Annotated in this window: 12 protein-coding genes and 1 riboswitch; of the genes, 7 read left to right on the top strand and 5 right to left on the bottom strand. The window is 45.6% G+C overall.

Translation table 11 applies throughout. The features are described 5' to 3' along the window. The first annotated feature begins 40 nt into the window (after positions 1 to 40). Positions 41 to 835 carry a biofilm matrix protein TasA gene (gene tasA, locus M1D59_RS13575; protein WP_020452167.1) on the top strand — a complete coding sequence of 265 codons (795 nt, stop codon included), beginning with the start codon at positions 41 to 43 and terminating at the stop codon, positions 833 to 835. Positions 836 to 939: 104 nt separating this feature from the next. Here tasA and sinR read toward each other — a convergent pair whose 3' ends face one another. The 4 genes from sinR to M1D59_RS13555 all read right to left on the bottom strand — a co-directional run bounded on the left by sinR (position 940) and on the right by M1D59_RS13555 (position 4156). Beyond that, complete coding sequence (sinR, locus tag M1D59_RS13570) at positions 940 to 1275, bottom strand: transcriptional regulator SinR (protein ID WP_023855185.1); 336 nt, start codon at positions 1273 to 1275, stop codon at positions 940 to 942. 33 nt (positions 1276 to 1308) lie between these two features. Next, on the bottom strand, positions 1309 to 1485 hold the full coding sequence (sinI, locus tag M1D59_RS13565) for an anti-repressor SinI (RefSeq protein ID WP_096748221.1): 177 nt from the start codon (positions 1483 to 1485) through the stop codon (positions 1309 to 1311). A gap of 190 nt (positions 1486 to 1675) precedes the next feature. Next, a complete protein-coding gene (locus M1D59_RS13560; protein WP_020452164.1) occupies positions 1676 to 2470 on the bottom strand; it encodes a YqhG family protein in 795 nt (264 codons plus the stop codon). Positions 2471 to 2476: 6 nt separating this feature from the next. Continuing rightward, a complete protein-coding gene (locus tag M1D59_RS13555) occupies positions 2477 to 4156 on the bottom strand; it encodes a DEAD/DEAH box helicase (protein ID WP_020452163.1) in 1680 nt (559 codons plus the stop codon). A 244-nt stretch (positions 4157 to 4400) separates the two neighbouring features. After that, a riboswitch (glycine riboswitch) is annotated at positions 4401 to 4505 on the top strand. A 245-nt stretch (positions 4506 to 4750) separates the two neighbouring features. Between M1D59_RS13555 and gcvT the strand changes: the two genes are divergently transcribed. The 6 genes from gcvT to M1D59_RS13525 all read left to right on the top strand — a co-directional run bounded on the left by gcvT (position 4751) and on the right by M1D59_RS13525 (position 12025). Continuing rightward, positions 4751 to 5845, top strand: coding sequence for a glycine cleavage system aminomethyltransferase GcvT (gcvT, locus tag M1D59_RS13550; RefSeq protein WP_023855182.1), 1095 nt, complete (start codon positions 4751 to 4753; stop codon positions 5843 to 5845). A 30-nt stretch (positions 5846 to 5875) separates the two neighbouring features. After that, on the top strand, positions 5876 to 7222 hold the full coding sequence (gcvPA, locus tag M1D59_RS13545; protein WP_020452161.1) for an aminomethyl-transferring glycine dehydrogenase subunit GcvPA: 1347 nt from the start codon (positions 5876 to 5878) through the stop codon (positions 7220 to 7222). After that, positions 7215 to 8672 (top strand): aminomethyl-transferring glycine dehydrogenase subunit GcvPB, encoded by a 1458-nt coding sequence (gene gcvPB, locus M1D59_RS13540; RefSeq protein WP_020452160.1) that lies wholly within the window; start codon positions 7215 to 7217, stop codon positions 8670 to 8672. Before gcvPA ends, gcvPB begins: the two co-directional genes overlap by 8 nt. Before the next feature lie 358 nt (positions 8673 to 9030). Further along, positions 9031 to 10287 carry a glycine/proline betaine ABC transporter ATP-binding protein OpuAA gene (gene opuAA / locus M1D59_RS13535; RefSeq protein ID WP_023855180.1) on the top strand — a complete coding sequence of 419 codons (1257 nt, stop codon included), beginning with the start codon at positions 9031 to 9033 and terminating at the stop codon, positions 10285 to 10287. After that, entirely contained in the window at positions 10287 to 11141 is an 855-nt protein-coding gene (gene opuAB, locus M1D59_RS13530) for a glycine/proline betaine ABC transporter permease subunit OpuAB (protein ID WP_023855179.1), read from the top strand. The genes opuAA and opuAB overlap by 1 nt, the downstream gene beginning before the upstream one ends. Continuing rightward, a complete protein-coding gene (locus M1D59_RS13525; protein ID WP_023855178.1) occupies positions 11141 to 12025 on the top strand; it encodes a glycine betaine ABC transporter substrate-binding protein in 885 nt (294 codons plus the stop codon). Before opuAB ends, M1D59_RS13525 begins: the two co-directional genes overlap by 1 nt. Before the next feature lie 154 nt (positions 12026 to 12179). Here the strand turns inward: M1D59_RS13525 and M1D59_RS13520 are convergent, their stop codons facing one another. Next, positions 12180 to 12593 carry a rhodanese-like domain-containing protein gene (locus M1D59_RS13520; RefSeq protein WP_043054396.1) on the bottom strand — a complete coding sequence of 138 codons (414 nt, stop codon included), beginning with the start codon at positions 12591 to 12593 and terminating at the stop codon, positions 12180 to 12182. Between the last annotated feature and the right edge of the window lie 81 nt (positions 12594 to 12674).

Below are 12674 nucleotides of genomic sequence, written 5' to 3'. Positions count from 1 at the left end.
ATATATACAGATTTTCTTATTATAAAAGGAGGAGTTATCAATGGGTACAAAGAAAAAACTCGGATTAGGCGTTGCGTCTGCTGCGCTTGGACTGGCATTAGTAGGAGGAGGAACTTGGGCTGCGTTTAACGACATCGAAACAACTCAAGCAACTTATGCAGCAGGTACGCTTGACCTGAATGCGAAAGATACATCTGCAAGAGTGAACTTGTCCAACTTAAAACCTGGCGACAAATTCACTAAAGATTTCGAATTCAAAAATGACGGATCACTTGCGATTAAAGAAGTGCTGATGCAGGTTGGCTACAGCAATTTCGTTGACGGAAACGCGAAAAACGGCGGAAAAAGCACAGCGGAAGACTTCCTGAAACAATTTAAAGTCAGCGTTCTGACTGTCGGAGTTGAAGGCGGAAACGGCTATCCTAAAAACATCATTTTAGATGAAGCCAACCTTTATGATCTGTACAATATGTCCGCGAAAAAAGATAAGGCCGCGTACGAAAAAGTGAAGAAAGCAATCGAGCCAGAGTTCCTGCATGACAATGGCAAAATCAATGTAGCGACAATCAACGGAAAAACGGCGCCTGAATACGACGGCATTCCGAAAGATCCATATGACTTTGACAAAGTTCAATTGGTGATTGAGTTCGTCAATGACAAAACAACAGACGCCAGCGGCAGAATGGTACAGAACAAATATCAAGGAGATTCTGTGCAGCTTGACTTCTCATTCGAAGGTACTCAATGGAACGGCTTGACAATCGACGGCAAAAAACATGCCGATGAAAAAGGTTATGTAAAAGAGAACGAAAGAGCGCACAGTGAAGATAAATAATGGTGCAATTTAAAAAACGGATCTGTATGATCCGTTTTTTTATGTTCATGAGGAATCGGCTTATTCAGCGTAAAAAATGCCAAAGGGAGTAAGATATGTTTCCCTTACTCCTTTTCCTGTCTTTTCTTCCACTTTTGATAATCTAAAAATTCTCGAAATTGTTTTTTAGAAACCCCTGATGCCATAGCGTCACGAACTAGATTTTCCCATTCACTATCTAATTGACCATCGTATTCGGTTTCATCTTTCTCATTGAGCAGGGTATGAACCGAGACGTCCAGAACAGCGGAGACTTTTTCTAGAAATTGAATGGAGGGGTTTGTTTGCAAGTTTCTTTCTATTGAACTTAAATAAGACTTCGCTACCCCAGCCTTTTCAGCTAGTTCAGATAGTGAGTAGCCTTTTTCTTTTCGATATTGTTTAATACGCTGGCCAATCAATGTCATCACCTTCCTTTCGATATTATAGCACATTCAGAAAGGATTTATTGAATGACTTCTTTCAATTGATGCGGAAGGTTTTGAAGACTTCTTACCCAAATTGAGAAAAATACGTATATCCTCTGGACTAATGCCTTGTTCAAGAGCGTGTTTAATCAGTTCTGTCCACTCCTCATCCAATTCTTCTTTCTCATTTTTATCTTTATTCATACATTTCCCCCCCAAAATACTTCATTATGTATTTCAGACAACCGTGTTGTGATAAACAAAGATAAACCCCGAGACTCAACACTTTACCAAGCTTGTCCAAATGGTGTTACGAAAGTTCCTCCTATCTCTTTAGTTCTATTATAAGTCCAGCTCACTGAATAAAAACAAGAATGTTGTCGAATCGGAAAAATTATCCTGAATTTTTTTTGTGCAAATAAAATAATCCCCCGTTTTGAACTTTAATATCGATTTTAGGCTCGTAAAGCGTTTGGAGAGCCTTTTTCTCAATTTCGTATTCCTCCGGTTTTTCTTCAGTATCCTCGTAAAATTGGTTTAAAAGTGACAGGTCGTTATTCCAGCGTTTCAGGGAAGCTTCAGCCCAATCAAGCGGCTCGCTTCTGGCCGCCTGTTCGATATAGCGCTCAAGCCGTTTAATGCCGCTTTCCGGCTTAATCAACGGCGACATCGTGTAGCAGTAGTCAGAGATCTGTGAAGAGAGATCTCGGGCCTCCATTTGTTCTTGAAACGATTCGACCAGCTGACCGCTGATTAAATGAAGGCCGAGAGACAGAAGCTTATCTTTTTTCATGTCGGATTGGTACGAGATCGTCACATTCATGCCGAGCCACGGTTCCAGGGAAATATGGGCTCCATCGGAACGGATTTTCTCATAAAGGCGAATAAATTTGCCGTTTTTTTGCACGGCCTGGAAAATTTGAAAAAGTCTTGGTGATCCAAAATGAATAAACTCACCTTCGATATCGGAAGGGGCCTCGTCTTCATTCGTGATCAGCGTGATTTTCATCGGATTAGGTTCTCCGCCCGTCTTTTCGAGCCAGTGCCAGTAAAACGGCCTGTTCATAATCTGTTTATCGACTTCAACCGTCAGCTGCACAGTCATGTGGCCTGAACTTTTGTCGGTGATCGTGCAGCCGTTTGCGATGAAAAAGCGTTCTAAAAACAGGTATATTTCTTCCTGACGCATTTGATTTTAGCCTCCGATCTGTTCTTGGTTTGAAACGGCTTCATTTCCGTATGAAATGAAAGAGGTTAAGTTTTCCATTTTAATCTTCATTTCCTCGTCTGTCGCGGAGTAAAAGAGAATGTCATGAAGGTGGTCTTCAAAATTGCCGACCTCGATTTTTGTTAAAATATCATCCAAGTCTCCGACGACTTTTTCGAACAAATGGATCTTTTCATAGAGAAGTTTTAAAATATGCTCTTCTACGGTATGCTTTGTTGCCATGTTGTAAATGTAAACATCGCGTTCCTGGCCGAGCCGGTGAATCCGGCCGATCCTTTGTTCGAGACGCATCGGGTTCCACGGAAGGTCATAGTTGATGATTTTATTGCAAAATTGAAGGTTGATCCCTTCACCGCCTGCTTCAGTCGCGATCAGAACTTGAACTTTGCCCCTGAACAAATCTTTCATCCAGTCTTTCTTTCCTCTTTTAAATCCGCCTCTGAACGGTACAGAACTGATGCCGTTCTGCTGGAGGAACCATTGCAGATAAATCTGCGTCGCCCTGTATTCAGTAAAGATGATGACTTTGTCATCGAGTTCTTGAATGAGCTCAACAACTTTCAGCGCTTTTGAATTTTGCGCGACCTCGTTGACCTTTTCGATCAAATGGTGGATGACAGGTTCGGAGATCACCGGCGCTTCGCGATCCTTTCGGTCAAGCATGTTTTTCAGCGTCATATAGACAGCTTCTCTGCTTGAACAGCATTCGCGCTCCAATGTCATGATTGAGAACATGCTTGATGAATGCTGATGACTTGTCTTCAGCTTTTTAATCTCGTCATACAAAGCCTGTTCTGTAGGAGAAAAGGAAATGGGCACGGTTTCGACATGGCGCTTCGTCCAGGTGATGCCGGTATCATGCCGTCTGTTTCTGATCATGACTTTATTGATAAGGGACTTTAAGCGTTCATGCGCTTCAGCTGAATTGATCTGTTTTGTATAATCTTTGTTGAAGTTGCTTTCATTTCCCAAGTGTCCGGGTTTTAGCAGGGAAACGAGATTAAATATTTCGTCGATCTTGTTTTGGATGGGCGTCGCCGTCAGCATCAGGCAATATTTTTTCTTTAAGCTGCGGACAAACTCGTAATTTTTTGTTTTATTGTTTTTCAGTTTGTGAGCTTCATCAATAATCACCACATCATACTGGATCGACAAAACCGTCTCCCTGTGCGGCGACCGCTTTGCCGTGTCAAGGGAGGAGACGACAACATCGCACTGCTCCCAGACATAGCTTTTTTTCTGTTCCACGGCCGGAATTAAAAACTTTTCCCGCAGTTCCTTCACCCATTGCGAGACGAGCGAGGCGGGGACGAGGATTAAGATTTTCTTGGCCAGCCCGCGAATCATGTATTCTTTTAATATCAGCCCAGCCTCGACCGTTTTGCCGAGGCCCACTTCATCCGCCAAGATGGCTTTTCCGTTCATCTGCTCGACTACCTTCCGGGCGACTTCGAGCTGATGGGGAAGCGGGGTGAAGCCTGGGAGGTGATAAGGGGCCTGCAAGCCTTCAAACGTCGGAATCGCAAGCCTTTTCTGCACTTCACAGGAAAGCTTGTAAAGCTCCCAATTCGCCCATGGTCCGTCTTCATCAAGGTGCTTTTTGAACTGTTCCGGCCACTCGTTGTCGAAATGAATGTCTGGTCTCATCACTAATGCCGCCTTTCTCTTCTGAGATTCAAATGTTCTTTTTTAAAAGAAAATCTTGCGTGAAAAAAACGGATTTTACTAACAAATAAACAAAACACGAACATTCTTATTTTAAAATAATAAATTGTTAATGATTTTTCCTGTTGCCCAATTGTTGTGATGATGGTAGGATATTTGTAGATCATCAGTAAAAAAATCATAAGCTTTATATAGTATGTCCATGAAAAGAAATGAATATGAGCGAATGACAGCAAGGGGAGAGACCGATAGCGGGAAACCTTAAAGCGGCGCCGAAGGAGCAAGCTGGGGAAACAGTGAATCTCTCAGGCAAAAGAACTCTTGCTTGACGCAACTCTGGAGAGAGTTTGTATCATATGATGTTTTAACAAACCACCAAAGGGGACATCTTTGCTTTTGATGCAAAGTAAACTTTCAGGTGCCAGGACAGAGAGCCTCAGAACTGACAAAGGGGCTTCTCTGTCCTTTTTTGTGCCGTCCAAAGCGGCGGAACCATCCAGGTGATGTTGGAATCTTTCTTGTTTTCTGATGATTGGCAAACTTGTTTTTAGTTTGAAAAGCGAAGGGGGAAGCAGAATGCTTAAACGAACGCCTTTATTTGACCTTTATAAGGAATATGGCGGAAAAACGATTGATTTTGGCGGCTGGGAACTGCCTGTTCAATTTTCTTCAATTAAAGAGGAGCATGAAGCCGTCAGGACGAAAGCGGGGCTTTTTGACGTCTCACACATGGGGGAGGTCGAAATCACAGGAACAGACAGCCTTCCGTTTTTGCAAAAACTGTTGACAAACGATGTTTCGACACTGAAAGAAGGCGGTGCCCAGTATACGGCCATGTGCTATGAAGACGGCGGAACGATCGACGATCTCCTCGTCTATAAAAAAGCGGCCAATGTCTACATGCTCGTCATTAACGCAGCCAATATCGACAAAGACGTCGATTGGATGAACAAGCACCAAGAAGGAGACGTTTCGGTTCGAAACGTGTCTGGCGAGATTGCGCTGCTTGCCCTTCAAGGACCGAAGGCCGAATCGATTTTAAAACAGGTCGCAGATAGCGATCTTGCCGGGTTAAAGCCGTTTACGTTCAGGGATGATGCGGCGATTGGCAGCGTGCAGGCGCTTGTGTCCAGAACGGGATACACGGGAGAGGACGGCTTTGAGATTTACTGCCGGAGTGAAGATGCAGCCTACATTTGGAAGCTGCTTCTTGAAACGGGCAAGGATTCGGGATTAGTGCCGTGCGGCCTCGGGGCCAGAGATACGCTGAGGTTTGAAGCGAAGCTGCCGCTGTACGGACAAGAGCTCTCAAAAGATATTACACCGATCGAAGCCGGCATCGGATTCGCCGTCAAAACAAACAAAGCCTCGGACTTCTTCGGAAAAGCCGTCCTGGCAAGCCAAAAGGAACATGGAGCGGACAGAAAGCTCGTCGGCCTTGAAATGATCGATAAAGGCATTCCAAGGCACGGCTACGCCGTCTATTATCAAGGCGAACAAGCAGGCGAGGTGACAACCGGCACACAGTCGCCGACCTTAAAGAAAAACGTCGGCCTCGCATTGCTGAAAAAAGAAGCCTGCGCCCTCGACACCGTCGTTGAAGTGGAAATCAGAAATAAGCGCTTGAAAGCCAAAATCGTGAAAACCCCATTTTACAAACGGCAGCCGTAAGTTTGCCAAGGCCGTGAAAGGAGACTGAAGATGAAGCACCGTTACCTGCCAGCTACAGATCAGGATAAAAAAGAAATGCTTGAGGCAATTGGAGTCGAGAAGATCGAAGAGCTATTCTCCGATATACCCGAAAGCGTCAAATTTAAAGGGGAATACCAAATTAAAAAGGCAAAGTCCGAGACTGAGCTCACAAAAGAGCTGACGAAACTCGCGGCTAAAAATAAAGATACAGTGATGCACGCCTCTTTTTTGGGAGCGGGCGTATACGATCATTACCAGCCCGTCATCGTGGACCACGTGATTTCGCGGTCGGAATTTTACACGGCTTATACACCGTATCAGCCTGAAATTTCTCAAGGGGAGCTCCAGGCGATCTTTGAATTTCAAACGATGATTTGCGAGCTGACGGGCATGGATATCAGCAACTCGTCGATGTATGACGGGGGAACGGCATTAGCCGAAGCGGCAATGCTTGCTTCAGGACATACAAAAAAGAAAAAAATCGTCGTTTCGGAAACCGTCCATCCCGAATCGCGCGAGGTTTTAGTAACGTATGCGAAAGGACAGTACATCGACGTGGTAGAAGTCCCTGCCAAAAACGGAACAACAGATCTTGCGGCTCTTGATGAAGCCGTCTGCGAAGATACAGCAGCAGTGATCGTCCAATACCCTAACTTTTTCGGGCGAATTGAGCCGCTGAAAGACATTGAACCGATCGCCCATAAAGGGAAAAGCATGTTCATCGTGTCCGCCAATCCGCTGGCTCTCGGGCTTTTAACACCGCCCGGGGCACTGGGAGCTGACATCGTTGTCGGGGATGCCCAGCCGTTCGGAATACCGGCCGCTTTCGGCGGGCCGCACTGTGGATTCTTTGCCGTCACGAAAAAATTGATGAGAAAAGTGCCTGGCCGTCTCGTCGGTCAGACGGAAGATGAAAACGGGAAAAGGGGATTCGTTCTCACCTTGCAGGCGCGCGAGCAGCATATCAGACGGGATAAAGCAACATCAAATATATGCTCCAACCAGGCGCTCAATGCGCTTGCCGCATCAGTCGCCATGACGGCGCTCGGCAAAAAAGGCGTCAAGGAAATCGCATGGCAGAACCTGCAAAAAGCGGCTTACGCAAAAGAAGCAGCTAAACGGGCCGGTCTTGAAGTCGTGTTTGACGGGCCGATGTTCAATGAGTTTGTCGTCAGGCTCAATGAACCTGTCGAAAAAGCGAATGAACGCCTGCTTGAGAAAAATATTATCGGAGGCTACGATCTCGGCGCTTCATATCGGGATTTAAAACAGCACATGCTGATCGCCGTGACAGAGCTCAGAACAAGAGAGGAAATCGATACACTCATGAATGAATTGGGGGATCGCCATGAATAATCAGGATCAATCGCTTATTTTTGAAGTATCAAAAGAAGGGCGGGTCGGCTACAGCCTTCCTGAGCTTGACGTCCCTGAAACAGATGTGACAGACGTCCTTGACGAAGCGTATCTCAGAGATGAACCGGCAGATCTCCCCGAAGTGTCTGAGCTTGATATTATGCGCCATTATACGGCTTTATCGAGGCGCAACCACGGAGTGGATTCGGGCTTTTATCCGCTCGGTTCATGCACGATGAAGTACAACCCGAAGATTAACGAAAAAATCGCGAGAATCCCAGGACTTTCTGCGATCCATCCGCTCCAGGATGAACGGACCGTGCAGGGTGCGCTGGAGCTCTTGTACGACTTGAGCGAGCATTTGGAAGAGATCACGGGGATGGATGAGGTCACTCTTCAGCCGGCTGCGGGTGCGCACGGCGAGTGGACCGGGCTGATGATGATCCGCGCGTTCCATGAGGCAAACGGCGATCATAAAAGGACGAAGGTCATTGTACCTGATTCGGCCCACGGTACAAACCCGGCGTCTGCGACTGTTGCCGGATTTGAAACGGTCACCGTCAAATCGAATGACGACGGTCTTGTTGATCTCGAAGATTTAAAGCGTGTCGTAGATGAAGAAACAGCCGCGTTAATGCTGACTAATCCAAATACGCTCGGCCTTTTTGAAGAAAATATTTTAGAAATGGCTGAAATCGTCCATAAAGCCGGAGGAAAGCTGTACTATGACGGAGCGAACCTGAACGCCGTTCTCAGCAAAGCAAGGCCGGGTGACATGGGATTTGACGTCGTCCATTTGAACCTTCACAAAACCTTTACAGGACCGCATGGAGGCGGAGGACCTGGATCAGGCCCTGTCGGCGTCAAGAAGGAATTGATTCCGTATTTGCCGAAGCCGGTGCTGGTGAAAAAAGATGGCCGTTATACCTTTGACCATGACCGTCCGCATTCGATCGGCAGGGTGAAACCTTACTACGGAAACTTCGGCATCAATGTGAGAGCTTATACGTACATTCGTTCAATGGGGCCGGACGGGCTCAAAGAAGTAACGGAAAACGCCGTTTTAAATGCGAATTATATGATGAGAAAGCTTGCTCCATACTACGATCTGCCGTTTGACCGGCACTGTAAGCACGAATTTGTGCTGTCGGGAAGGCGCCAGAAAAAGCTGGGAGTCAGGACGCTTGACATCGCAAAGCGGCTTTTGGACTTCGGCTTCCATCCGCCGACTATCTATTTCCCGCTCAATGTCGAGGAATGCATCATGATTGAACCGACAGAAACAGAGTCTAAAGAAACGCTCGATGCGTTTATCGATACGATGATCCAGATTGCAAAAGAAGCGGAGGAAACGCCTGAAGTCGTTCAGGAAGCACCGCATTCAACCGTTGTGAAACGCATGGATGAAACAAAAGCTGCGCGGAAGCCCGTGCTGCGTTATGAAAAATGATAAGAAGCCGGCGGATCGATTTCGCCGGTTTTTTTGTAAAAAAAACATCTTTATGTAAACGGTTTATGTACTGAATGATAAGGATTTCTCTCGTATTAAATAGTAAATTCATCAAATTTAAAATTAAAAATAAAAATTACATTGTAAAACGTGATAGTTTCAATGTTTTTATCAAATATAATGGTTTAATTTGCCTTAAAAGAAGAGGATTATGGAGTATTTAAAAGGATTCACAAGGGTAGAGAGTGACAACGATGAATATGAAGGTTTGATACAAAATGACAGTGAATATGCCGTTTGTCTCATATGTTACATAAATGTTACGGTATATTAGATTGCTTCATACGGGAGGAGAAATATGAATTCAGACGAAAAGCCAATCAAGATAAAAGTAGAAAAAGTGTCTAAAGTTTTTGGGAAAAATACAAAGAAAGCAACGCAGCTGCTTGCCGATGGCAAAACCAAAAAAGAAATTCTGAAAGAAACCGGGGCGACCGTCGGGGTGAACCAAGCGGATTTTAGCGTGTATGAAGGTGAGATATTTGTCATCATGGGTCTATCAGGGAGCGGTAAATCAACCTTGGTGCGGCTTTTAAACCGGCTGATTGAACCGACTGCAGGACATGTGTACATAGATGGTGACATGATAACAAATATGTCTAAAGACCAGCTTCGGGAAATCCGCCGGAAAAAAATCAGCATGGTCTTTCAAAAGTTCGCTCTGTTTCCGCACAAAACGATTCTTGAAAACACAGAGTACGGATTGGAACTGCAAAAAGTCGATAAAAGTAAACGCCGGATAAGAGCTATGGAATCATTAAAGCTTGTCGGTCTTGAAGGATATGAACAGCAATATCCGGATCAGCTGAGCGGCGGGATGCAGCAGCGCGTCGGGCTTGCCCGCGCATTGACGAATGATCCGGACATTCTGCTGATGGACGAAGCGTTCAGCGCGCTTGACCCGCTGATTCGCAAAGATATGCAGGATGAACTCCTCGATTTGCATGAATCAGTAGGCAAAACGATTATTTTCATTACCCATGATCTTGATGAAGCGCTGAGAATCGGCGATCGAATCGCATTGATGAAAGACGGAAACATCGTTCAAATCGGTACGCCGGAAGAGATCTTAATGAACCCGTCAAATGAATATGTTGAAAAATTCGTTGAAGATGTCGACTTGTCTAAAGTGCTGACAGCCGGTCATATTATGAAACGCGCTGAAACCGTACGCGCAGACAAAGGGCCGCGCGTCGCTCTGACGCTGATGAAAAACCTCGGGATTTCCTCGATTTATGCCGTTGACAAACACAATAGGCTTCTTGGTTCTGTTGATGCTGAAACAGCTAAAAAAGCAGCCGAAAAAAGCCAGACGCTGGAGAGCGTCATCTCGAGAGACATTACAACCGTGGAAGAGAATGCGGTCCTGACGGATATTTTTGAATTGGTCTCTGATGCCAGCATCCCGATTGCTGTCGTCGATGAAAAACAGCGGATGAAAGGGATCATCGTCAAAGGCGCGTTAATCGGAGCGCTTGCCGGAAATGACCGGTATATTAATGCACATTCAGATCATGAACCAGCTCATGAAACTGTTGTTCAGGAGGTGAGATAATGTTTACTTTATCATCGCTTCCCCGCATTCCTTTAGCCGATTGGATCGATCAGTTTGTTGACTGGCTGACGGTGTCGTTCGGCGGGGTATTTAACGGAATTGCCAGCGGAGTGGAATCGTTTGTTGATGCGATTGTCCAAGGCCTGGGTTTTGTTCCGCCGGTTATTTTGACCGTTATCTTTGCCGCGCTCGTCTGGCTGATCAGCAAAAGAGGCATTGCGCTGTTTACTTTAATCGGATTTTTTATCATTGATTATTTAGGATATTGGGACGCCATGCTCCAGACATTGGCGCTTGTCGTCACATCCGTTCTGATTTCTGTCATTATCGGCATTCCGGTCGGAATCTGGGGCTCCCAAAAGAAAACGGTTCGGAGAATCGTTACGCCCATTCTTGACTTAATGCAGACGATGCCGGCATTCGTTTATTTGCTTCCGGCCATCTTCTTTTTCAATATTGGGGTTGTGCCGGGTGTTGTCGCTTCCGTTATCTTTGCGATGCCTCCGACAATCCGGATGACAATCTTAGGAATTCAGCAGGTGCCGGAAGATCTGATTGAAGCTACAGAAGCATTTGGTTCAACGACAAGCCAGCGGCTCTTTAAAGTGCAGCTGCCGCTTGCGACGAAAACCATTCTGGCCGGTATCAATCAAAGCATCATGCTTGCGTTGTCAATGGTCGTTATTGCATCCATGGTAGGTGCGCCTGGACTTGGAGAAGAAGTTTACCGGGCTGTTACCCAGCTGCAAACGGGTACTGGTGTAGAAACCGGGCTTGCGATTGTTATTATTGCGATCGTACTTGACCGGGTTACACAAAATATAAAATTGAAAAAAAGCAGGGGGAATGCATAATGTGGAAAAAGATAGCGGGAATCGGCACTGCAGCAGTACTGACATTGGGTCTGGCTGCCTGCGGAAGCAGCAATAATAATGAAAACGCGTCTGTAGGCGATCAAGTCAGTTATAAAATTACCGGCATTGATCCTGGAGCGGGCATTATGAATGCAACGGACAAGGCGCTCAAGGATTACGATCTCAGCAAGTGGGCTGTAACATCAGGCTCAAGCTCAGCGATGACAGCCGCATTGAAAAAAGCTTACGATAAAAAAGATCCGATCATTATTACGGGTTGGACACCGCATTGGATGTTTGCAAAATACGATCTCAAATATTTGAAAGATCCAAAAGGTTCTTACGGCGATGCCGAAGAAATCCATACTGTTACGCGCAAAGGATTCAAGGACGATCATCCGGGCGCACACAAGCTGCTCAGCCAATTCAGCTGGACAGAGGATGATATGGGAGAAGTCATGCTTGCCGTTCAGGAAGGCAAAAAAGCGGAAGAAGCTGCAGCAGATTTCGTTAAAAAACATCAAGACCTTGTTAAGAAATGGACAAAAGGCGTCGATAAAGCGGACGGCGAAAAAATTAAGCTCGGCTATGTGGCATGGGACAGTGAAATTGCGAGCACAAATGTCATCGCAAAAGTTCTTGAAGACTTAGGCTACAACGTGACGCTCAGCCAAGTAGAAGCAGGCCCGATGTGGACTGGAATTGCAAATGGAAGCGTCGATGCTTCACTTGCTGCATGGCTGCCGCAAACGCATAAAACATATGCTGAAAAATACAAAGGCAAATACGAAGATATCGGTACAAGCATGACAGGCGTAAAAATTGGCCTTGTCGTTCCGACCTACATGAAAGATGTCAATTCAATCGAAGACTTGAAAAAATAACGAACAAAGCCGGCGAACCCATTTCGCCGGCTTATTTTTATTTGAAGGATCATCTGCTCCGCCTGTTTTGATTGTCTGCAGGATATGCTAAAAAAAATCCTAAAACGCAAAGACGCTTTAGGATGTTGGCCGCAACTGGAGACAGCTGCGGTTATTAATTTTTCGTTTTAATTTTTCCGCCCCATTTTTTGAACCCGCCTTTCAGGTTGTAAATCTCCTTACAGCCGTGTTTGCGGAGCGTTTGGGCGGCTCTTCCGCTTCTGACGTTGTTTTGGCAGTACAGGTAAACCGGTTTGTCAGGACGGATTTCGCTTTTTCTTTGCTTAAGCTGTGAAAGCGGAATGTTTCTCGCACCCAAAATGTGGCCGCCTTCATACTCGTTCGGCTCGCGCACATCGATGAGCTGTGCTTTGCGATAGCCGGCCCGGAATTCTTCTTCTGTCAAGGTTTTCATAATGCGCTGCTGATAGATGTATGAAACGACCGCGTAGATGATGAGCGCGGCGCAAATCAAGAGAATGATAATGCTGCTGGTAGACAATCTGATCCGACTCCTTTTTGAATTCATCCCGTCTGATAATCGGGAGATTTTTAACGATATGTTAAGACAAATACTATTATAGTAAAGCCTCAGAAATCTGTCATCTGA

The sequence above is a fragment of the Bacillus sp. PK6-026 genome (assembly GCF_054161455.1).
This window is presented reverse-complemented; position numbering and strand designations above follow the sequence as displayed.